Origin of the sequence: Denitrobaculum tricleocarpae, assembly GCF_007004665.1 — a bacterium.
In the GTDB taxonomy this organism is placed as follows: Bacteria; Pseudomonadota; Alphaproteobacteria; order Kiloniellales; family Kiloniellaceae; genus Denitrobaculum; species Denitrobaculum tricleocarpae.
Window position 1 is genome coordinate 195,919 of record NZ_ML660060.1, and the last position, 22,130, is coordinate 218,048.

The following is a 22,130-nucleotide window of genomic DNA, read 5'->3' on the forward strand; positions in this document are numbered from 1 at the left end:
AGGCCTAGGTCTCCTCGAGAGGGATCAGGAAACTGTAGCCGTGCCGCTCGAAGCCGATCGCTTCGTAGAAGCTGTGGGCGGCGTCGCGTTTCAGGTTTGCGGACAGCGAGAGCTTATAGCACCCCTTCGCGCGGCAAACCTCGAAAGCGGCCGACATCATGGCCTTGCCGACTCCCTTGCGGTGGATCGTGGGATCGACAACCACGTCTTCCATGACGCCGGACTTCGCGCCCATGTGCCCGAGGTTATCCATGATCAGCAGGGCAAAGGAGCCGACGACCTTTTCTTCAAGAAGGGCGACATAGAGCTTGTAGTCCGGATAGGCGGCAAAGCGCGCCAGCAAGGTCTTGGCATGCTCCAGATCAAGCACCACCCCATCGTCGATCTCAGGCTGCGCATAGAGCTGCAGCACCTGCGCAAGGTCGTTTTCCGTGGCTTCCCTGACGTTGGCTTGTTGCTCCATGGATCAGCCCTGCCTCATCCGCGCAGCAAAGCCTGAAGACTCTCGGTGACCTGATTGACGTGCTTGTCGTCGCCGGTGATGCGCTTGATCAGCATGGCACCCTCGATGGCGCTGAAGGAGAGCTTGGCCATGCGGGCCGGACTGCCCTGGAAATGAAACGCACCGGCCTTTCGTCCCGCTTTCAGAAGCTTGGTCAGCCAGGTGAGTTGCTCGTCGAAAAATTTTTCGACCTCGTCCTGCATGTCTTTGGGCAGGCCGGGATACTCCCCGCTCAGGATACCGCAGAGGCAGGCGTGAACGGGATTGCTGGCGAGCGTGAGGATCGGCTCCAAATAGCGGGCCAGGGCGGCCCAGTAATCGACCTCCTCCCGGCTATCGCGTTTCGGGATTTCGAGATCGGTCATGGCCGCCAGCATCGTCTGGCGGTAGCGCGCGACGATGGCCTTGCCCAGTTCCGCCTTGGCCGGGAAGTGATAGTAGATGCTGGCTTTCTTGATCCCGACCCGGTCCGCCACCTCCTGAAAGCTGAAGGCGTGAAAGCCCTTCACCTGTATCAGGGCTTCAGCGGTATCCAGGATCTGCGTTGCGGTTTCTGCCATGGCTTGTCTCGGTGCTGCTGTCTGTCGACGTGATGCGGGTGGCGTGATGCAGGTCCCCCTGTATAGCGGCTGTTTCCGGCGGCGTCAGAATTTTTCCGAGAAGGGCCGCAGATCGATCTCCTGCGACCAGGCCGAGCGGTCCTGGTTGATTAACTGATAGTAGGCCTCGGCGATGGCGTCGGGCTCCAGGCAGGCTTCGCGCGCCGGGTTGAAGCGTTCGACGGTCTTTTCGCTCCAGATCAGGCCGTCGACGACGATATGGGCAACATGAATGCCGTCGGCGCCGTGCTCCCGGGCCAGGGCCTGGGCCAGTCCGCGCAGGGCGAACTTGGCGGAGGCAAAGGCCGCGAATTTGGCGCCACCCCGCAAAGCAGCCGTCGCGCCGGTAAAAAGGATCGCGCCGCTGCCCTTCTTTTGCATCCCTGGGATCACCGCCTTGGCCGCTGTCATCCCGCCCAGGCAGGTGACCCGCCAGACGGATTCGAACTCTCTCGCCGTGATCTCCAATGCAGGCTTGATCAGGATCTGGCTGGCGTTGTGGATCAGGACGCCGGGCGCGCCCCAGAGGCGTTCCACATCCTCGATGGTTTCCCGCACCGCCATGGGTTCGGCGAGATCGCAGCAGAAATGCCTGAAGTCGGTGGAGCCTGCGGCAACTTCGGTCCGGCCCCGTTCGCTCTCCAACGCAGCCTCCAGTTCCCTACCGAAGCTTTCCGAGCGCGCCAGACCGGCGACCTTATAGCCTTCCCGGTGCAGACGCCGGCAGAGGGAGGCGCCCAGGCCCGGGCCAACGCCCGTGATGACGGCAACTTTCTCGCTCATATCCTGGACCCTCGCTCTAAACGCGTGATTTTCAAACACATCGCCCGGTTTCAGGGCGCATGGGGCTCTCTTACATAAGGCCCATCACGCGCAGCGCAAGAAGTGCCTGCACGATAAAGCCGACGGTGAAAGCGATGGTGCGCAAACCCGGAATGCCCGCCGTATAGACCACGAAGTGCGCCAGCCGCGCGAAGAAATAGACCATGCAGGCGGTTCCGGTCAGCGCATCGCCGATGCCCAGAGCCACCACGGCGAGGGCCAGCGGCGCAAAGATCGTAAAATTCTCGACGCCGTTCTTGTGGGCCTTGATGCTGCGCTCCGCCCAATCGGCGTGGGGCGCATCGTCTACTGCCGGATTGCCCAAGGTTCGCATCAGCCCGCGTACGGCCATGCGGTTCATGGTGTAGGGAGCCCAGAAGAGGGCGGTCATTAGGGCGGTGGCCGCCAGCCAGAAGATCTCTTGCGGCATGATTTAAGCCTTTCTTTGAAGGAAGAATTCTACCTGATGAATGGTAGGTAATTATTATCTACCTTACGAAAGGTAGATAAAGCAAGGAAATTTTTGGAATGCGGGTGCTGTCCCTGACAAGTCTGGTGCTTCTGAGGCGTGACGCTAAAGATCAAATTTGACTGATAGTCTTTATGGAGACCCTAATCGGGCGAAATTGCTTTTTCCCGCCACTTGGCTGGGGGGCGTGGATTGCGAATTCGCGGATGCGCTCAAGAGGAGCCAAAGCGGATAGCGAGAGAGTTTACTCCGCGTGAAGCGCTTCAATTTTTCATGGAACTTCGAGTCTAAATCCTCTTTCATCTTTACTCATGAGTTTTCGAGTTCAAGGTAAAGAAAACCAATCAAAAAGAATTTATGCAGATACCACAGCGTCAATTCCCCCAATTTCGCGAACGTACCTTGCCAACCAGGGAGAGATATCGAGCATCCTGTCACTCATGATTTCTGGATCACAGTGACAGGTTTCCATGCGAAGCTCGTAATTGTAGCCACTCGTTCTTTCCGAATGATTGAGCCACATCTCAAAACCGAGCGCTTCACACATCGCAAATTCGACATGAGGTGGATCCATATCTGTCTCAAAATGGAATGCAGCGTGGAACAGTTCATCGCTCAGTTTCGATGTTAATTTCTTTAAGCTGCCATCGTACCTAATTTGGACAGCGGCTCTCGTGCCGAATAGTTGATCCCCACTATTCATACCCTCACGCGCCCTCTGGCAGCACCGTCATTGCCACATCGATAAAGCTTTGCAGCGCTTTTTTGTCCGCGCCGCTGCGGGCCATGACACCCAGGGCCAGGCTTTGGCCGGCGAAGAAGTCGGCCAGAGCCTTCGGATCCGTCTCGTCGGAGAGCTCGCCTTGCTTTTGCGCTTCGCGGACGCGCTTGAGCAGCGCAGCTTGGCGTTTTTTATGAAAATCACGCCCCAGGCTCTCCAGCGATGAGGGCTGGCTGGCGCAGTCGATCATGGAGTTCACCATGAAGCAGCCGCTCGGACAGTCTTCTTTGTTGAGCGATGCGGCGATGGTCTCCAGGTAGCGGCGCAGGAAATCCTTCACGGGTCCCGGCGTGTTAAAGATCTCGTCGAACACCGGTTCGCTCTGGTCGAAATAGCGCGTAATGGCCTTGGCGTAGAGCGCTTCCTTATCGCCGAAGGTGGCGTAAAGACCGGGCTTGGCCATGCCGGTCGCGCTGGCGAGATCGTTCATGGAGGTGCCTTCGAAGCCCTGTTCCCAGAACAGCGCCATGGCCTTATCCAGAACCTCGTCCGGGTCTGATTTCCGCGGCCGGCCGCGTCCGATTCCCACTGCCTGAACCCTCACTTTCACAAATTAAATTACCGATCGGTATTTAAATATCTTGACATTCCATCATCCATCTTCATTTAAATACCACTCGTTACTAAAAAATTCAATGGCCCTGTCCCATGGGCTGACTCAACTTCAGGAGATCACGTCGTGAGCAAGATTAAAGGAAAAGTGGCCTTTGTCACCGGTGCTAATCGCGGTATCGGCCGGGCCTTCGTCAAAGAGCTGCTGGCGGCGGGTGCCGCCAAGGTCTACGCGGCTGCGCGGAACACGGCGGCATTGGCCGATCTGGTCGAGACCAGCGGCGGCCGTGTGGTGCCGGTCACGCTGGACGTCACCAGGCCGGAGACCATCCGGGCCGCTGCCGATGCCCACGGCGACGTCGCGGTTCTGATCAACAATGCGGGAATCGCGGCCTTTGAAGGCCTGATCTCGGCCGATGGCATCGAGGCAGCCCGCAATGAGATGGAAATCAACTATTTCGGCGTCCTCAACGTGACCCGCGCCTTCGCGCCGATTCTCGCGCAGAACGGCGGTGGCGCGATCGTCAACATGAGCTCCATTGCCGCCTACGTGAACTTTCCCGTTCTCGGCTCCTACAGTGCCTCCAAGGCCGCGGTGCATTCCCTGACGCAGGGGGTGCGGGCCGAGCTGGCCGCACAGGACACGCTGGTGGTGGGTGTCTACCCCGGTCCCGTGGACACGGATATGGCAGCGAACTTCCCTGCCGAGAAGGCAACGCCCGCATCGGTCGCCCAGCGAATCCTGGCGGCCGTCGAAGCCGGTGAAGAAGACGTCCACCCGGACCCCGCCTCGGTGGAGACCTATGCAGGCCTGATCGGGGACCCGAAAGCCGTCGAAAAGCAGGTCGGCGAGATGCTGCCGGCTTAAAGCTTTGTGGCCGGTGATTGCGCCCTGCAATTCGTGGGCGGTCACCGGCCATCTGCCGAAGAATTGATCCGGCCGATCTGGCGGGTCCGGTCTTTTTACGTCAAGATCGCCGCAGATTTGAGAGGAACTGACCAATGGGAACGGCTGTCATCATAGGCGCGGGCGAGGGCTTGTCCGCCGCTCTTGCGCGCAAGCTTCATGCGCGGGGGCACAAGCTGCTGCTGGCGGCACGCAACACCGGCAAGCTCGCGGAGCTGCAGGCGGAAACCGGCGCGACGATGGTGACCTGCGACGCTTCCGAGGCGGCCGACATGGAAAAGGTCTTCGCTGAGGCCGACGCCTTGGAGGGGCCGCTGGATGTCGCGATCTACAATCCCTCGGCCCGGGTGCGCGGCGGCATCACCGACCTGGACCCGGCGGCGGTGAAGTCCGCCGTCCTGATCACAGGCTACGGCGCTTTCCTGATGGCGCAGCAGGCGGCCAAACGCATGATCCCGCAGGGCAAGGGCGCGATCCTCTTTACCGGCGCTTCGGCGGGTGTGAAGGGCTATCCCAATTCCTCGACCTTCGCCATGGGCAAGTTTGCCCTGCGCGGTCTGGCCCAGAGCCTGGCGCGGGAGCTGCATCCCCAGGGCATTCACATCGGCCACTTCGTGATCGACGGCGGCATCCGCAACGCCAGCCGCCCGGAGCGCGTGGAGACCGCGGAAAATCCGGACTCCATGCTGGATCCCGACGCGATCGCCGAGAGCTACCTGCACTTCCTCGATCAGCCCCGCTCCAGCTGGGCCTGGGAAATCGAACTGCGGCCCTGGGTCGAAAAGTTCTGAATGCGGACTACCTTTACCTTCGTTTCAAACACACACCGACAAGAAACTGGAATTTGAGAGATGACTGAGACTTCACCCTACGTGCCGCCCAAGGTCTGGAAATGGGAGGCCGAGAACGGCGGTAAGTTTGCCAAGACCAACCGGCCCATCGCCGGTGCCACCCATGAGCAGGAGCTGCCGGTCGGCAAGCACCCCCTGCAGCTTCATTCCCTGGCCACGCCGAACGGCGTGAAAGTCACGGTCATGCTGGAGGAACTGCTGGAGGCCGGACACTGCGGCGCGGAATACGACGCCTATGTGATCAAGATCGGTGACGGCGATCAGTTCGGCAGCGGCTTTGTCGAGATCAATCCCAATTCCAAGATCCCGGCCCTGGTGGACCGCAGCACGGAAACGCCGACGCGGGTTTTCGAGTCGGGTTCGATCCTGCTCTATCTCGCCGAGAAGTTCGGCGCCTTCCTGCCGAGCGATCACGCGAAGCGGACCGAGGCCCTGAACTGGCTCTTCTGGCAGATGGGCAGCGCGCCCTACCTCGGCGGCGGTTTCGGGCATTTCTATGCCTACGCGCCGGAGAAGTTCGAATACGCCATCGACCGCTTCGCCATGGAAACCAAGCGCCAGATGGACGTGCTCGACAAGCATCTGGCCGAGAATCGCTACATGGCGGGAGATGAATACTCCATCGCCGACATGGCCATCTGGGCTTGGTACGGTGCGCTGGCTTTGGGCCGTCTCTATGATGCCGGTGAGTTCCTGGACGTCACCTCCTACAAGAATGTCGTGCGCTGGGCCGAGGAAATCGGCGCGCGTCCCGCCGTGATCCGTGGCCGCAAGGTCAACCGCGTCAACGGCCCGCTCGAGGATCAGCTCCACGAGCGTCACGCCGCCAGCGATTTCGAGACTCAGACCCAGGACAAGGTCGCGGCGGAGTAAACTCCCGCACAGTTTGTTCGCCTCTTTCGGGCGTCTTCTCAGATCTGAGGGGACGCCCGAATGCTTTGCGCTTCCAGAACGCCGGGGCGGGGTCAAGCTATGGGATCAGCTCTGCGGGATCAGCCCGACCAGGCGCTTGTTTTCGTCGGTCTTGAGAGAGAAATCGCCGCCGTCATAGGCGCGCGCGGCCTCCGTCGTCAGCCAGGCGATGGCCTCTCCGACCCACTCGGGCGAAATATGGGCCGACCAGTTGAGTTGGCTCACCGGGTTCACGCCGGAGGTCCTGATGGACTGTTGCATCTCCGTGGCCACCGTGCCGGGCGAGAGGCCGACCACACGGATGCCCTGATCGGCCCATTCCTGATGGGCACAGCGGGTCATGGACAGGACCGCGGCCTTGGTGGCGCAATAGTGGCTCCAGCCCTCCAGCGCGCCGGTTGCCGCCCCTGACGAGATATTGATCGCCACGCCGCTGCGTTCCCTCAGCGCCGGATAGGCCGCGTGCAGGCAGTGATACACCCCCTTGAGGTTGATATCGACGACCTGCCCCCAGGCGGCGGGATCGGAGTTTTCAATCCGGCTGATGGGATCGATGGTTCCCGCGTTGTTGACCAGAATCTCCAGCCCGCCGAAATGGCTCCGGGTCTTTTCGATGGCGGACTTAACCTCGTCATAGGAAGTGACATCGCAGGGCAGGGCGAGGGCCTGTGGGCCGATCTCCGCGGCAAGGCGTTCGATATCCGCACGGCTGCGCGCAGCGAGGACGACATTCGCGCCGTAGCCTGCCAGTTTCCGCGCCGTGGCCTCACCGATGCCCCGGCTCGCGCCTGTGATAAAGGCTGTTTTCTCTGAAAGATCGATCATTGCGGCTCCTGTTGCCTTCGGGTTTCGATCGGCGGGGACGGAGGCATCTCTCTCGGCGCAGGCCTGTGACGATGCCTCTTCATCCGCCCTGGGACAGAATTAGATCCAAATCTCACCGCGGGACAGATGGATTTTTAACCTTCATTCGTGCAATAACTGCATGAATGAATCTCACGCACCTTCAGATCTTCCTGGACGTCGTCCGCTTGGGCTCCTTCGCCGCCGTTGCCCGCAGGCAGGACACGGACCCTTCCTCCATCTCCCGCCAGATCGCGGCGATCGAGGCGGAGCTTGGCGTTCGGCTCTTCGAGCGGACAACCCGGCGTCTGGTGCTCACGGAGGCCGGGCAACTGACCTTCGACCGGATCCAGGCCCCCATGGAAGAGATCGGCGAGATTCGGGAGCTTGCCCGCGATGTCGTGGCGGTGCCCCAGGGAAACCTGCGTGTCTCTACCTCGGTTGCCTTTGGCGAAAGATGGCTGATGCCGCGTTTGCCCGCGTTCCGTGGGGCCTATCCCAAAATCCGGCTCGAACTGATCCTGAGCGACGAGACGACGGACCTTGTCGCCGACAAGATCGACCTGGCGATACGCCTGGGTGCCCGTCCCTCAGGCCCCTATGTCGCCTCCAAATTGCTCACGACCCGCTATCACCTGGTGGCCAGCCCGGCCTATCTGGAAAAAGCGGGATGGCCCGCGACGCCCGCCGAGATTCCTGCTCACGAGACCATCGCCTTTCCTTTTCCCGGCTTCCGCTCGCAGTGGAAATTCAGATCGGCGCGGGGGCGCGTCCAGAAAATCGAGATCGAACCCTCCCTGATCGTCTCCAACGCCCTGGCGCTCCGCCGCGCCGCGCTGGAGGGACTGGGGGTCGCCTTGCTCAGTGACTGGACGATCCAGGCAGACCTTGCAGCCGGCCGATTGATCGATCTCTTTGGCGGGCAGGAGGTGACCGCCACGGATTTCGGCACGGCAGCCTGGATCCTCTATCCTTCGCGATCCTACGTCCCCGCAAAGACACGTTGCCTAATCGACTATCTGAAATCTGCGTCGGTTTGAGGGTAGCCCGAATACTCAATTGTTATTGACCCGCTCACGATTTCCAGTGAGGGGGTGCCGTTGAGATCACGAAACTGATAGTGCTTGTGAGGATGATCAGCAGGCACTGGTGCTTCATAGCACCAATTCAAAGCCTGCTTTAAAAAATCCGAGAGACCCATCACTTCATGAAGTGAAGTAACATCACCGATGCTGTGATCGAAAACGGCGATTACCTCCTCAAATAAAAATGTAATACGCGAACCATTCCAGGCTTGAATTTCGACGCGTAGTACATCGTTTTCACCTCTTGTGTAGGATAGAAATTCTGCATCGTCGAGACCGACGCGCGTCTCAATCGCTTGCGTTTTCAGTTCAGTCACTTCGACAAATCTCCAGCAGGGCTCGATTGACAAAACGAGCAGAGCGCTAAAATCTAATCCGCACCCGGCAGCGCGTGGGCGTAAGCCTCAAGCGCTTCCCGGCCTTTCGGCGTGACCGCGTAAACACCCGTCTCGATCCGTTCGAACCAGCCGTAGTGATCGTCCGCCATCAGGCGCGTGGCATTGGTGACGCCGGTGGCCTTTGCGACAACGGCGCCCTTCAGCGGACCCTTGGCCGCCAGATGCGTGGCGCAGCGCAGGGCGTCCTGGCGATAGGCGGTGACCAGGCCCGCGCGGGTCGCACCGCCCTGGTTCGGATCGCCGACGCGGCGGGCGAACTCGCGCAGCAGGCGGGCGCGCCTGGGTTTGGATTGCCGTGGACGGTAGGGGCCGGGGTCGCAGTGCACCTCGACGAAGCCATCCCGGAGACGCAGGGTGATCAGCCCCAGACCCAGCCGCCGCGCGAGCTTGATATTGTCGCGCAAGGCCTTGGCAAAGCGCCCGCCGCTGCTGTGCTCCACTGCGACATAAACCAGATCCGTGATTGCCTGGCGTGCGACCGCCTGATGAAAGAGCGTGAGGGAAAAGCCGACCTTCAGCTCGACAATGACCGGCTCTTCCTCCCCACGGCAGGCGACGATATCCGCCGCACCGACCTCCGACTTCACCACGTAGCCCTGCCCCTCCAGGTAGGTCTTGAGGGGCGCATAGAGGTCGGTCTCGCGGGTTTTCGAATCGGCCATGAGCGAAGACTAGCTCATGCCCGGGGCAGGCGTAAGCACCTCCGGGCAGCCTCAAAATCATTCCCTCTCTCCGGCACATGCTCTATCTCTGGCGATGAGCGATTAACAGACAGAGTCTTCCCGATATGCCCAGCGCACGCGACCTTGGACTTGAAATCGGCAGCCTGCCGCCCGGCCCACTGAATGCCATCACCGATGTCGAGGGGGTGGCGGTCGGGCAGGTGACCTTGAGCGCGGGCGCGGTGCAGACCGGCGTGACCGCGATCCTGCCCCACGGCGGCAGCCTCTTTCGTGAGAAGTTGCCCGCCGCCGTTCGGGTTTTCAACGGTTTCGGCAAGTCCATCGGCTTCGTGCAAATCGAGGAACTGGGCACGCTGGAGAGCCCGCTGATCCTGACCAACACCCTCTCCGTGGGGACGGCGGCGGAGGCACTGGTGGGCTACATGCTCGCGCAAAATCCGGAGATCGGCGCGGCCACGGGCACGGTCAATCCGGTGGTTTTGGAGTGCAACGACGGCGCCTGGCTGAACGACATCCGCGGCCTGCATGTCAAGAGCGGGCATGTGGCCGAGGCTCTCGCGGCGGCAGTTCCCGGCAGCTTCGCACAGGGCGCGGTCGGGGCGGGGACGGGCATGAGTGCTTACGGCCTGAAGGGTGGCATAGGCTCGGCCTCGCGGCTGATCAGGATCTCGGGACAGGATTACAGGCTCGGCGCACTGGTGCTCAGCAACATGGGCCGTCTGCAGGATCTCTGCGTCGCCGGGCGGGCCCTTGGCTCCCTGATTTCGGAGCGTATGAAGCAGGAGGCGTCGCCACCAGAACAGGGCTCGATCATCGTGATCCTGGCCACGGACGCGCCGCTTTCCGACCGCCAGCTGCGCCGTCTTGCAGGGCGGGCAGGGGCTGGCATCGCCCGCACCGGCAGCCATTTCGGCTCCGGCTCCGGCGACATCGCCCTGGCTTTCTCCACGGCGCAGCGGATCCCTCATAGCCAGCCCAAGGAGAGCCTTCTTCAGTTGAGCCAGGTGCACGAAGATGGCCTCGATCCCCTCTTCTGTGCCGTCATCGAGAGCACGGAAGAGGCCATCCTGAATTCGATGCTACAAGCCACCGCGACCGCGGGGCGGGAGGGCCGCAGCCGTGCCTCGCTGGCTGATTTTCCGGACCTTCTGGTGGCCCGCTAATGTCTTGAGACACGGGCTCATGCGGCGGGTAATCCCGTGCTTCCGGCTGCCGCTTCCAGCCATGTGACGCCTACGCTCTTCGTGGCACTTCATCATCGCTATGGCCCTCCGGGCAGACTCTGGTTTATTCTGTGTTTCGCGTGACTTACTGGGGCATAGCTGCGCGGCTCTGAAGGCTTGAGGGCGGGATGTCCAATGGAAACGCTGGATCGCAGGCAACGTACCACGGAACGAAGGCGGCAGACCGCCAGCGATGACGCGATCATCGACATCCTGCTGTTTGGCCCCTTGCAGATCCGCTGTGACGGCAATGCCATCCGCCTGGCCGGCGTCAAGGACAGCGCCTTTGTTGCCGCGCTGGCAACAACGCCCACCCTGCGTCTTCCCCGTGACCGCCTGGCCGGATTGCTCTGGGAAAACAGCAGCGAACGTCACGCGCGCGATAGCCTGAAACAGTCTCTCCTGCGGCTGCGGCGGCGCCTTGCGCCCTTTGGAGCAGACGTCCTCTGCTCGGACCGCACCGCCATCTGGTTCAATCGCAGCAGGGTCCGCGTTGACGTTACGGAGCTGCAGGAACTGCTCGCGGACGCGACTCTGAAATCCGTCGATAAGGCGATGAGCCTGCGGCGCGGGGTTTTTCTGGAAGGGCAGGCCCCGGTCGGACAGGACTATGACGGATGGCTGCACGCGGAACGGACCCGGCTCGACCGGCTTTATGTCGATGCCCTGCTCGGCGTGATGAAGCAGGCCGAGCAGACCGGGCGCTCCGAACGGGCTCTTGAGCTTGCGCAGCGGATACTCTCCGCCGACAAGGAAAACGAGCGGGCGGCACGCTGCATGATGCGCGTTCTCTCCCAGAACGGCGATCGGCGCGCCGCGCTGATGCTCTATGAGTCCCTGCGTCAAAGACTAAGCGATGACTTTGCCATTTCCCCCCAGCCCGCGACTGTGGACCTTTATAACGCGATCCGCACGCCGCCCGGCCGGAAACAGGAGGCGCAGGAACAAAAGGCCCTAAACCAGGCCTCGCAAGACCAACTGCGGGGCGCACCGCCCGCAAAGACCACGACATCCGAACTGACCGGGGCGGTACTGCCATCACCCAATGCGCCATCACCCAATGCGCCATCGCCCGACGCGCCATCGCGCAACGCAGCTTCAGCCGCTGCAGAACCGCCGGGCGCGCCGCCTTCACCGGACATCTCCATTGCGGTTCTGCCCTTCGATAATCTGGGGCCGGAGCTGGTCGACGATTTCTTCACCGATGGTCTGACCGAGGACATCATCACCGAGCTTTCCGGCGCTTTTGGCATCTCGGTTGCGTCCCGCAACACCACCCTGGCCATGAAGGAACATGCCATCGACGCCGTTCAGGCGGCCCGGCACTTTTCCGTCAGCCACGTTCTGGAGGGCAGCGTCCGGCGCGAGCATGCGCACCTCAGGGTGACGGTACGGCTGATCGACGGGCAGAACGGACATCAGATCTGGGCGCAACGCTACGACCGCGGCGCCCAGGCCGTTTTCGCGCTTCAGGACGAGTTATCCCGGGACGTGGCCGAAGTCCTGAAGGTGAAGCTTTCGGCGGTGCGCGGCGAAGCGGGCAATTTCGGCGGGCGGGCGCCGGGCACGCAGTCGCTTGAGGCCTACGAGGCTTTTCACAAGGGCCGCGCCTTTTACCTGCGGGGCATGAATTCGGTGAGCCTGCGGGTGTCCCGCATGCTGCTGGCACGCGCGATCGAACTCGACCCGGACTACGCGCTGGCTTATGCGCAGCTTGCAATCTGCGAGTCCTATCTTGCCATGAGCCTGGTCAACACCAACGCGGACTCCTGTTTCGAGACCTGCATGGCGCACAGTCTGCGCGCGCTGGAACTGGATCCTTTCCTGGCCGAAGCCCATGCCGGGAAGGGCCTCGCCCATTACGCCGCCGGCGCATACGACGCGGCCGGGGTTGCGCTGGAGGCGGCGATCCGGCTCGACGACAGCCTCTTCGAAGCGCATTTTTTCCAGGCGCGCAACAAGCATCTTCTTGGCCAACGGGAAGAAGCCGCGAAGCTCTTCGAGCGCGCGGCTGCGCTGCGGCCAAACGACTTTCGCGCCATCGGCCTGCTGGCCGAGGAATATGCCGCGCTGGGCTGTGCGGAGAAAGCACGGTCCGCCTTCGAGAGCTGTCTCATCCGCCTGAAAGCTGAGGTCGAGAACCATCCCGACAACGCGGGCGCCCTGGCATTCGGCAGCGCGGTGCTGGCCCACCTGGGCCATGCCGGGCAGGCGGAGGATTGGGCCAACTGGGCTTTAGCCATCGGGCCGGATGACTGCCTCATTCACTACAACTCCGCGCGCACCTGGATGCTGCTCGCACGGCCGGATGACGCGCTTGAAGCTCTGGAGTCCGCTTTTGCCATGCCGAATGTCGTGCGCAGGCGCCTGGCCATGTGGATGGCCTTCGACACGGACCTGAAGCCACTGACCGGCGATCCCGGGTTTGACGCCCTTCTGGCTTACCGCCGCCTTCCTGAAACTGAAGTCTGACCCTCCTGCGGCGTGACCGCGGAGCCGTCAGAAAAAATGCCGCCCCGTTCGTTTCACGCTGATTTCACGCAGCACGTCACGCAAGCCCGCAAGGCACCGTGAGACTGTCTCGTCATTGACGCCGGGAAAATAGATCCGGCTGGTAGATGAGGAGTCTCTTTTTATGTCTATTCCTTCAAGGCCCGTCTCGTTAAGGCCCGTTTATTCAAGGCTGCTGGCGGCAGCGGCTTTGGCTGCGCTTTCGATCCCGGCACTTACGCCGCAGGCAAACGCGAAAAACTGCGACTGGCGGATTTCGGGAAGCTTCAATGTCGAGCATCAGCTCGATGAAATGGCCGATAAATTCGGCAAGAAGCAGCCCCTGCGGAACATTCAGGTCAAGGTATCAGGCAAAACCGGAACGGCTTTGACCTGGGGCGAATGGGGCACCGTGCGCACCAATGGCGACGGCGAATTCACCCTCTCGAAAAACAAGTCCTGCGCCGACCGCTATTTCAAGGTCGAGGTGAAGTTCGAGGACAGTGAAATCGAACTTCGGCACGAGCATTCGACCGTTCCCACCAACAAGAAGGTTCTCTGGTACGAGGCCTGGAACAGCGCCAATCTGGGCAACAAAAAGCCGCCCGCGCTGGTCGAGCTCGGCACCCTGACCTTCGGGCCGGGCGCGGGCATCTCGGGCAATCATGAGCGCGCGGATTTTCAGGTCTACCGTCATGCCGAGCTCTGGACGGTCTACAAGTTCCTGAATGACGTGCTCGAAGGTTACGGGCCGGAATACGACTTCGAGCGGAAGCTGGTGGTGAAGTATCCCCATAACTCCGCGCTCGTGGGCGAGGCGGAAGCCAGCTACGTGAACCCGGTCACCCGCGTGACCTACATTCATAAGGATGGTGCCCATGACAGTTTCAGAATGGACACCCTTATCCATGAGGCCGCTCATGCGCTTTTCTATGACAAATTCCATGGCGAAGCCTGCTTGACCTGGGATCTGGTCCTGACTCACGACACCCACGACCTCGCACCCAACTCCTGCTCGGCGTTTCACGAGGGTGCCGCGGATGCCTTTCAGCAACGCTTCAGTTTCGAGCAGTTCGGCACGGCGATGGACTTGCCCGACAACCGGGCCAGTCTCGCCAGCGGTGTCGGCCTGGGTGAGCCCGTGCCGCGTCCGAACCTGGTCGAGCGGCTGGACGAAGGCTGGACATCGATCTTCATGGCCATGATGTACGAAGACCTGGGCCGCCTGAAATTCGGCAGCGCCGAAGACACGCCGGGTTCCGCAAAGCGCGTTGCTTTTGTCGGCGCCTGCAGCCAGCCGAAGGTCAACCTCAAGCGCATGATCAAGGTCTTCCTCTCCAACAGCGAAAAGGGCTTTTTCAAGGATCTGACCCAGGATGAAACCCGCATGGATCCCTTCCTCTCGCGCGCGGCCGCAATCCTGGCGAATTTCGATGAAGAGCACGCCAACGCCATCGCCGCCGTCCACGACAGCCGCCTGGACAGCGAACCCTCGGACTTCCTCTGCGAGGGCGTGGAGGTGGTGAAAGGCGATCCCCTGGGCGGTGATCTGCTGAACCCGAGCAGCGGCCCGCCCCGGCGGCGCGGAAGCTTTAACAACTAGGGGGTCGAAAAGAAGTTACATCTGTCGCGCGGGGTTCCTCCCGCGCGACTATTTTTTCCAATGTTTGATTGGCCTGCCGAAACGCAAATTTATAAATTGCGAGAGTGTTTGAAGTGAGTTCGTTAAATGGAAGGTTTCGCCCCAAGCAGTTTAGGCGGATCGAGAGAGGTGCTGCCATGCAGGTCAAATTTCACACCAAGCATGTTTTTCTGGGTTGGGAGTACGCCTGGATGGCTGTCGATGAGGTTGGGGCCGTTGGTTATTTTTCGACAGCGGGATTCGGACCCATACCCGAAACGTGCACCCGAAACGAAAACATGTTCGACGAAGCTTTCGAAGAAATCGTGCGAGAAGAAAAACGCTGCGAATATGAGCAGTTCAGCGGATTTGATGCGAGCATATCCACCTGGGGGGATGTCGCGCGCAGAGGTATTTTTAGTTTCGATTGGGAAAGTCAGACGTCAAGATTCATGCTCGTCTGCAAACCGCTGAACCCAATCAGGCTCGAAAACATGCGCGGGCGTCTTTACCAAGAGACCAAAGAAATCAGACTGCCATGCAGGTTCGCTGAAAGAACCGGAATGCGAGAGGTCATAAACTTTTGTTAAGCCGGACCGTAAGAGGCATCACTTCGCGGGAAACTGCTCTGAAGTTTGTCGAACGCGAGTGTGCGTACCTCCTCGGAGCCAGGCAGCCTTGGAAAGTGGCGACGACCATGCCAGTCTCTGATTATCAATTCTGCATATCGTAGCAGCTCATTACCACCCGTTCCCCCGAAAGGACGCATTCGTGAAAATCGAAGCCATCGAAACCCTGCGCCTCGACGATCATCCCAATCTCCTCTGGGTACGAGTTCGCACCGACGAAGGCCTGACCGGTCTGGGTGAGACCTACTTCGGAGCCGGGCGCTGCGAAGCGGATATTCACGACCGGATCGCGCCGATCCTTCTGGGGCAGGACGCAAGCCGGATCGAATTCCTCAACATGAAGATGCAACCCTACACCGGCTTCACCGGCAGCGGCGCCGAGGTGCGCGCCCTGGCGGCGGTGGATGTGGCGCTCTGGGATCTGGCGGGGAAGGCGGCGGGCAGGCCGCTGTGCGATCTGCTGGGCGGGCGGACGCGGGAGTCGATCCAGGTTTACAATACCTGCGCGGGGCCGAACTACGTTTCCAAGACCTCCGCCGTGCGGCCCGACAATTTCGGGACGGCCAGCGGCGCGGCGGGCAGTCCGGCGGGCAGTCCGGCGGGCAGTCCGGCAGGTCGTCAAACCCATGAAGATCTGGAAGCCTTTCTCCATCACCCGGAAGAGCTCGCGGCCTCGCTCATGGAGATGGGCATCTTCTCCATGAAGATCTGGCCGCTCGATCTGGCGGCCGGTGCCGCGGATGGCATGGACATCTCAACCGCCGATCTGAAAAAGGGCGTCGCGCCCTTCGAGAAGATCCGCGCGGCCCACGGCGACAAGATGCGCCTGAAGGCCGAACTGCATGGCCTCTGGAGTCTGAACGCCGCCAAGAAGATTGCGGCGGCGCTCGAGCCCCTCGACATGGACTGGATCGAGGACCCGGTCTGGATGGACCGAACCAGGGAAGTGGCTGAACTGGCACGCGCCACCCGCGCTCCCTTGGCGGGCGGTGAGACCCTGGCCAGCCTCGGCCAGTTCGAGGCTCTGATCAACGACGGCAACATCGGCACGCCGATCCTGGACGTGGTCTGGGCGGGCGGTGTCACCGCCGCGCGCAAAGTCGCGGCCCTGGCCGAAGCCCGGTCCCGGCCCATCTCCTTTCACGACTGCTCCGGCCCGGTCACCCTGGCCGTCTCGACCCATCTGGCGCTCAGCCTGCGCAATGTCCGCGAACAGGAAATCGCCCGTGGCTTTTATTACGCCTGGTACCAGGATTTCGTCGACCAGCTGCCGCCGATTAAGAACGGTATGATCACCGTCCCCGACGGCCCGGGCCTTGGAATGGATCTGGTTCCGGGGCTGGAAACGCGCGCCGACGCGACCTACCGGATTTCGAAGACTTAGGCTTCGTTCGGGCGGTTCAAACCAGTCCAGTCTTGTGAAACTTCAGTTCCACCAAACGAGGTCCTGATCCCGCACGCGGAGGAGCCGGCTTGGCCTCCGGTCTCCCTTTCTGCGATGCATAGTGTGCTCCCGGACTCCGGCGTTCGCGGGAGTCGAATCCTGAAATCCAAGAGGTGTGCGGATTTGCCGCTGCCCGGATCCGCATCATGGGCGACCTGATTCGGGCCGTTCAAGCCATTAAGTAAAGCAGGAATCCAATATTTCCGGCCTTCTCCAGAGGATAGCAACAGACAGTACAGGTAAATATAGAAACACAAACAATACGTAATTTATTAAATGGTTTAGTTGTATGGTCGTTTCGGTTTTCGCGACTTTCCAACACTGGTTATCCAGCGGAAGCGGTTCGTTGAGAGGGCTGGAGATTCCAGCCGAAGAGAGGAACTGTGGACTTTCTGAACAACCTAAAAACCCGAAGCAAGATTGCTCTTGCGCTTTTGCTGCCTGTTCTGGGGCTTGTATTGTTTTCGGGTATCGCGCTTGTCGGACAAAGCCGGACAGCATCCGAGATGAGGCATATCCGCGAACTGGCGGAATTGGGGCCTGAGATCAGCGCACTGGTTCATGAACTGCAGAAAGAGCGCGGCACCTCCGCGGGCTTTATCAGTTCCGACGGATCTGAGGATTTCGAAATACGCCTCGAGGCGCAATGGGGCGAAACCGACACCGTACTGAGCCACTTCAACCAGGTGATCGATCCGTTTCCGGCCGATACCTATGGCGCGGCCTTTGCCGCGAAAGTCGCGACAACGCGTGAAGCTTTGACACAGCTTCGGGCTTCGCGGGACGGGGTCAGTGACCTGGCGTTCTCTCTTGGCGATATGTCCGAATACTATACCGGTACGATTGCCCGGCTTCTGAGCATTGTGGCCGAAATGGCGGTCATCAGCAGCGATGCTTCGATCGGGCGCAGTATCTCGGGCTATATCAATTTTCTGCAGGCCAAGGAACGCGCCGGGATCGAACGTGCCATGGGCGCAAGCGGCTTCGGCCTGGGTTTCTTCGCGCCCGAGATCTATCGGGAGTTCATCGCCCTGATCGCGCAGCAGGAAGCTTTCCTCTCGGTCTTTGACGCCTATGCGACGGAGGCGCAGCGCAGGCTGCTCCCCGGAACACTTCGCAGCGAGGTTGTCGCGGAGGTGCAGCGGATGCGCGAGATGGCCATCACAAGTGCCTTCACCGATGAGCACGATTGGGTTGAGGGTGGATACTGGTTCGATATTACGACCCAGAGAATCAACGACATGAAAATCGTCGAAGACCGGATCGCCTCCGACCTTGTCGCGAAGGCAAATAGGCTCGAAACCGATGCCCGGTCCAGTTTTATGATTGCTGGCGGTTTGTCGTCGCTTCTGCTCCTGATGACCGGCATTCTCGTTGCGGTCATCGTGCGCAGTATCACGGCGCCGATTGCCCGCATGACGGATGCCATGTGCGCCCTGTCCCGGGGTGACTATGCAACGGAAGTCTTCGGAATCGCGCGCAGCGACGAGATCGGAGAAATGTCGCGCGCGGTTCAGGTCTTCAAAGACAACGGCCTGGAAGCACAGCGTCTGGCTGCTGCGCAGGCAAAAGAGCAGGACGAGAAGCGAAAGCGCGCCGAATACCAGGCGGAGCGCAGCCGCAGCTTCGATGAGGAGGTTTCCGCGGTCCTCGAAACCGTGGGCAAGGTCTCCGCCGAGATGCGCGCCACGGCCAAGTCCATGACGGACACGGCCGAGGAAACCCGTTCGCAGGCGCAGATCGTGACGTCCGTGGCGGAGCAAACCTCGGAAAATGTCGAGAGCGTTTCTTCTGCGTCAGGCGCGTTGACCGGATCGGTCGGCGAGATCAGCCGTCAGGTCACACAATCCACCGAGATCGCGAAGCGCGCGATTGCGGAGGCGGAGCAGGCCAACAAAACCGTGGAGGGTCTGGCCGGGGCTGCCAAGAAAATCGGTGAGGTGGTCAATCTGATCCAGGATATCGCTGAGCAGACGAACCTGCTGGCGCTCAACGCCACGATCGAGGCTGCCCGTGCCGGCGAGGCGGGCAAGGGTTTCGCCGTGGTCGCATCGGAGGTCAAGAATCTGGCGAACCAGACCGCCAAGGCAACCGAAGATATCTCCGCGCAGATTGCGTCGATGCAGGGGGCCACGTCGGAAACCGTCGGCGCCATCAATTCGGTGCGGGGCATTATCGATCAGATCGGAAGCAATGCGACGGCCATTGCGACTTCGGTCGAGCAGCAGGCCACCATGACCAGCCATATCACGCAGAATGTCGACGAAGTCGCCGAGGGCACCAAAGAGGTCACTGCAAGTATCAACGAGGTCAACGGCGCGGCGACGCGATCCGGCGAAGCCGCCGCCCAGGTCCTCCGCACGGCCGAGGAACTCTCGCGCCAGTCCGATGCTCTTCGGGATCAGGTCAAGCGCTTCCTCGAGGACGTCAAAGCCGCCTGACCCGGCGGAGGGGGAAACACTTATTTTTTCTTCGGCAGGGAACAACGTGCGGATGCTCTCCTCGCTCTAAATCTCCTCCGGTGCGCACCAGCGATCGATGTCGTCGCTCTCGCCGATCAGGGCCAGTCCGTGGGCGATGGAGACCAGCTCGTCGCCGGTTTCGATTCTTTCGGCACCGAAGCGCGCTTCGAACATGCGGCGCACGGCGGGGACGAAGGAGCTGCCGCCGGTCAGGAAGACTTTGTCGACTTCGCTGTTCTCGAGCTTCGCCCGCCGCATGGCTGTATCCACGGCGCCGCTCATCTTTTGCAGATCACCGGCGATCCAGCGCTCGAAGTCCGCGCGCCGGACCGTGAATCCGAGATCGACGTCTTCCCAGGTGAAGCTGAGTTCAGTTTCCTCGCTGCTGGAGAGCCGGGCCTTCGCCTCCGAGACTGCCTTATAGAGTGCGTAGCCCTGGTCGCCCTCGACAAGATCGATGAAGTTCTGGAGCCGCTCCGGCTCGTTGCTGGTTCGGAGAAGCTTTTTGAGCTCCCGGAAATCCCGTGATGTTTTGAGGACCGAGAGCTCGCTCCAGCGCGCGAAGGCGGTGAAGAAGCGGTTGGGCAGCAGGAGGTCCTGGCTGCCCGAGCTGTAGGTCGTGCCCTTGCCCAGGCTGGGTGAGATCAGCTTGTCGATGATATGGAAGTCGAAGGTATCGCCCGCGACCCCGACCCCCGAAGAGGCGAGCGCGCGGGTTTGCAGGGTTTTGCCTCTGACCTCGAAGCGCATGAGCGAGAAGTCGCTGGTACCGCCGCCGAAATCCGCCACCAGAACCGTGGCGTCGCGCGTCAGGCGCTGGGCGAAGAAGAAGGCCGCCGCGACCGGTTCATAGACAAAGCGCACGTCTTGCGCGCCGAAGCGCGCCAGCGCGGCGCGGTAACGCTCCAGGGCGAGTTTGGGGTCCGGCGCGCTGCCGGCGAACTCCACGGGACGGCCCACGACCAGGCGGCGCGGCAGCTTTTCGATCTGCGATCCGGCACGGGCCTGCATCAGCGTCAGGAATTTCGCCATCAGGGCTTCGAAGCCAAAGCGCTGCCCGTAAATCCGGGTCTCGGAAAAGAGCGGACTGGCGGCGAAGGACTTCAGGGATTGCAGAAAGCGGCAATCGCCCGGGTTCTCGATGAAGTGTTCGATGGCCCAGGGACCGGCGTCCGACTCGATGGGGCTGTTCGGCAGGCTCTCGTCGGTCCAGAAGGAGAGAACCGAGCGGAAGGCCGAGAATTCCTGCCGGTTATGCTCGAAGACCAGCGGCGCCGCGCCGTCTGTGCTTCCCGGCGCGGCAGGCAGGGCGACCACGGTGTTGGTGGTGCCGAAGTCGAGGCCGAGGCTGGACGTCATGATTCGCTCCCCCTGATATGCTCTCACCTGCCGCAATGGCGTCTCCGGGCCGGCGATTACGCACAGGCCGAGCCTCCGTCAGCCCTTGCCGCGGGTTTTCCGCGCGTGGCCTCCGGATCGATCCCACGGGCGTGATCTTAAGAACGTCACGCGCGCCGAGGGGCGGATCGTTTCTCACATTCTGATGGCGGGATCAAGTTCCGGCTGACTTCGGGATCGAATTCCGGCTGAGGCGCGTCAAGCGCCCGGGAGGATTGAGATGACCGCCAGCAGACCCGCAACGACGATCAGACCCGTGGTGATGAACTTGTCCAATCTGTCGCCTGGGCTTTTGGGTTCGGGCATGGTCGGTCTCTTCATCGGCGGGCGCTGGCATGGGAAACCTCGCAAGTGATTTCCTGCCCTGCGCTGTGGCATTTGTATGTCATGTTGACATGCAAACATGAATTCGCGGTTAGCGGTGGTGACTTTTCCGAGGCAAAACTTTGGGGATAAACGGATGCGTGCCGTCCGGCCTTTCTGCCGTCGCACCGAACCAGGACGACCGCCGCAGATGTCACCGGAACGATCGCCGCAACCATCAAAATGATGTCCAACGCCGGGAGGCTCATCTAGGATGCTGCGGCGCGCGGAGTCGCGGTCGCAAACGGACGGGGCGAGGCCGGCATGCCGGGGTGCAAAGCTCGCAGCCGGTATATTTTTTTAAGGAATTTCAAGGTGATGATGGGTATTTTGGGTGTGGGCTTTCTGATCGGTATGCAGCACGCTTTGGAGGCCGACCACGTGGCGGCGGTCTCCAGCATCGCCGCCCGGCGCAGCGGGGTGCGTGACATCGTCAAGCACGGCGTCACCTGGGGTGTCGGTCACACCCTGACCCTCTTTCTCTTTGCCGGCGCGGCCCTGGCGCTGGGCGCGACCATCAGCGAAGGGATGGAGCGTTGGCTCGAAGGCACCGTCGGTATCATGCTGATTCTGCTCGGGCTTTATGTAATCTGGCGCATGCTGCGTGACCGGGTCCACTTTCACGTCCACCGTCATGACGGTGGAGTCCGCCACATTCACGCCCATAGCCACCGCGGCGAAACCGGGCCGCACAGCCCGGTCAAACACGATCACAGGCATAAGCACGCGGCTAAAAATCCCGGCGGGATTGCCTGGCGCAGTCTTTTCGTCGGTTTGATCCATGGCATGGCGGGATCGGCGGCCTTGCTGGTTCTCGTGGTCTCCAGCGTTGAGTCGCCCTGGATCGGACTCGGTTACGTGATGCTCTTCGGTGCCGGCTCGATCGTCGGCATGGGACTTCTTTCCGCCGCCATCGCCGTTCCGCTGGTCTGGTCCGCCCGGGCCATGACCCAGACCAACCATATCCTGCAGGGCGCCATCGGCTGCATCACGATTCTGGTCGGCTCCATCACGCTGTTTGAAAGCGCGGGCTGGATCTAGACCATAGAGTTAGATCAGATAAACCTGATCTCTAGGTTGGGAACTCATGATCTTT

21 protein-coding genes are annotated in these 22,130 nt (G+C 61.2%); 11 read left to right on the plus strand and 10 right to left on the minus strand.

All coding sequences use genetic code 11. The features are described from left to right. Positions 1-4: 4 nt before the first annotated feature. The 6 genes from FKG95_RS23205 to FKG95_RS23230 all read right to left on the minus strand — a co-directional run bounded on the left by FKG95_RS23205 (position 5) and on the right by FKG95_RS23230 (position 3,702). Positions 5-463: a GNAT family N-acetyltransferase gene (locus tag FKG95_RS23205; RefSeq protein WP_142898808.1), complete on the minus strand. Its 459-nt coding sequence runs from the start codon at positions 461-463 to the stop codon at positions 5-7. 14 nt (positions 464-477) lie between these two features. Continuing rightward, entirely contained in the window at positions 478-1,062 is a 585-nt protein-coding gene (locus FKG95_RS23210) for a TetR/AcrR family transcriptional regulator (RefSeq protein WP_142898809.1), read from the minus strand. Positions 1,063-1,146: 84 nt separating this feature from the next. After that, positions 1,147-1,884 carry an SDR family NAD(P)-dependent oxidoreductase gene (locus tag FKG95_RS23215; protein ID WP_142898810.1) on the minus strand — a complete coding sequence of 246 codons (738 nt, stop codon included), beginning with the start codon at positions 1,882-1,884 and terminating at the stop codon, positions 1,147-1,149. Between the two features lie 70 nt (positions 1,885-1,954). After that, the gene (locus tag FKG95_RS23220; protein WP_142898811.1) at positions 1,955-2,353 is read right to left on the minus strand and encodes an MAPEG family protein; all 399 of its coding nucleotides are present in this window, start codon (positions 2,351-2,353) and stop codon (positions 1,955-1,957) included. Positions 2,354-2,747: 394 nt separating this feature from the next. Next, positions 2,748-3,095 (minus strand): hypothetical protein, encoded by a 348-nt coding sequence (locus FKG95_RS23225; RefSeq protein WP_142898812.1) that lies wholly within the window; start codon positions 3,093-3,095, stop codon positions 2,748-2,750. 4 nt (positions 3,096-3,099) lie between these two features. Further along, positions 3,100-3,702, minus strand: coding sequence for a TetR/AcrR family transcriptional regulator (locus FKG95_RS23230; RefSeq protein ID WP_142898813.1), 603 nt, complete (start codon positions 3,700-3,702; stop codon positions 3,100-3,102). A 150-nt stretch (positions 3,703-3,852) separates the two neighbouring features. Between FKG95_RS23230 and FKG95_RS23235 the strand changes: the two genes are divergently transcribed. From FKG95_RS23235 to yghU, 3 genes are all read left to right on the plus strand, one after another. Next, positions 3,853-4,593 (plus strand): SDR family oxidoreductase, encoded by a 741-nt coding sequence (locus FKG95_RS23235; protein ID WP_142898814.1) that lies wholly within the window; start codon positions 3,853-3,855, stop codon positions 4,591-4,593. Positions 4,594-4,727: 134 nt separating this feature from the next. Further along, positions 4,728-5,423: an SDR family NAD(P)-dependent oxidoreductase gene (locus tag FKG95_RS23240; protein ID WP_142898815.1), complete on the plus strand. Its 696-nt coding sequence runs from the start codon at positions 4,728-4,730 to the stop codon at positions 5,421-5,423. Positions 5,424-5,483: 60 nt separating this feature from the next. Continuing rightward, complete coding sequence (gene yghU, locus FKG95_RS23245; protein WP_142898816.1) at positions 5,484-6,356, plus strand: glutathione-dependent disulfide-bond oxidoreductase; 873 nt, start codon at positions 5,484-5,486, stop codon at positions 6,354-6,356. A 105-nt stretch (positions 6,357-6,461) separates the two neighbouring features. Here the strand turns inward: yghU and FKG95_RS23250 are convergent, their stop codons facing one another. After that, on the minus strand, positions 6,462-7,220 hold the full coding sequence (locus tag FKG95_RS23250; RefSeq protein ID WP_142898817.1) for an SDR family oxidoreductase: 759 nt from the start codon (positions 7,218-7,220) through the stop codon (positions 6,462-6,464). 164 nt (positions 7,221-7,384) lie between these two features. Between FKG95_RS23250 and FKG95_RS23255 the strand changes: the two genes are divergently transcribed. Then, positions 7,385-8,278, plus strand: coding sequence for a LysR family transcriptional regulator (locus FKG95_RS23255; protein WP_142898818.1), 894 nt, complete (start codon positions 7,385-7,387; stop codon positions 8,276-8,278). Here the strand turns inward: FKG95_RS23255 and FKG95_RS23260 are convergent. Further along, positions 8,254-8,640 carry a hypothetical protein gene (locus FKG95_RS23260; RefSeq protein ID WP_142898819.1) on the minus strand — a complete coding sequence of 129 codons (387 nt, stop codon included), beginning with the start codon at positions 8,638-8,640 and terminating at the stop codon, positions 8,254-8,256. The genes FKG95_RS23255 and FKG95_RS23260 overlap by 25 nt on opposite strands. Before the next feature lie 53 nt (positions 8,641-8,693). Then, the gene (locus FKG95_RS23265) at positions 8,694-9,383 is read right to left on the minus strand and encodes a DUF2161 domain-containing phosphodiesterase (RefSeq protein ID WP_142898820.1); all 690 of its coding nucleotides are present in this window, start codon (positions 9,381-9,383) and stop codon (positions 8,694-8,696) included. A gap of 125 nt (positions 9,384-9,508) precedes the next feature. Here FKG95_RS23265 and FKG95_RS23270 point away from each other — a divergent pair, with 125 nt between their 5' ends. From FKG95_RS23270 to FKG95_RS23295, 6 genes are all read left to right on the plus strand, one after another. Beyond that, positions 9,509-10,567 (plus strand): DmpA family aminopeptidase, encoded by a 1,059-nt coding sequence (locus tag FKG95_RS23270; RefSeq protein ID WP_142898821.1) that lies wholly within the window; start codon positions 9,509-9,511, stop codon positions 10,565-10,567. Between the two features lie 195 nt (positions 10,568-10,762). Then, entirely contained in the window at positions 10,763-13,099 is a 2,337-nt protein-coding gene (locus FKG95_RS23275; RefSeq protein ID WP_142898822.1) for a BTAD domain-containing putative transcriptional regulator, read from the plus strand. Between the two features lie 163 nt (positions 13,100-13,262). Then, a complete protein-coding gene (locus tag FKG95_RS23280) occupies positions 13,263-14,720 on the plus strand; it encodes a hypothetical protein (protein ID WP_142898823.1) in 1,458 nt (485 codons plus the stop codon). A 176-nt stretch (positions 14,721-14,896) separates the two neighbouring features. After that, complete coding sequence (locus FKG95_RS23285) at positions 14,897-15,328, plus strand: hypothetical protein (protein ID WP_142898824.1); 432 nt, start codon at positions 14,897-14,899, stop codon at positions 15,326-15,328. 181 nt (positions 15,329-15,509) lie between these two features. Next, positions 15,510-16,751 (plus strand): mandelate racemase/muconate lactonizing enzyme family protein, encoded by a 1,242-nt coding sequence (locus tag FKG95_RS23290; RefSeq protein ID WP_142898825.1) that lies wholly within the window; start codon positions 15,510-15,512, stop codon positions 16,749-16,751. A 443-nt stretch (positions 16,752-17,194) separates the two neighbouring features. Further along, entirely contained in the window at positions 17,195-19,252 is a 2,058-nt protein-coding gene (locus FKG95_RS23295; RefSeq protein ID WP_142898826.1) for a methyl-accepting chemotaxis protein, read from the plus strand. 66 nt (positions 19,253-19,318) lie between these two features. Here the strand turns inward: FKG95_RS23295 and FKG95_RS23300 are convergent, their stop codons facing one another. Then, positions 19,319-20,632 carry an Hsp70 family protein gene (locus FKG95_RS23300; RefSeq protein WP_142898827.1) on the minus strand — a complete coding sequence of 438 codons (1,314 nt, stop codon included), beginning with the start codon at positions 20,630-20,632 and terminating at the stop codon, positions 19,319-19,321. 720 nt (positions 20,633-21,352) lie between these two features. On the opposite strand from FKG95_RS23300, the gene FKG95_RS23305 reads away from it, so the two are divergent. Then, positions 21,353-22,075 (plus strand): sulfite exporter TauE/SafE family protein, encoded by a 723-nt coding sequence (locus FKG95_RS23305; RefSeq protein WP_142898828.1) that lies wholly within the window; start codon positions 21,353-21,355, stop codon positions 22,073-22,075. The last annotated feature ends 55 nt before the right edge of the window (positions 22,076-22,130 follow it).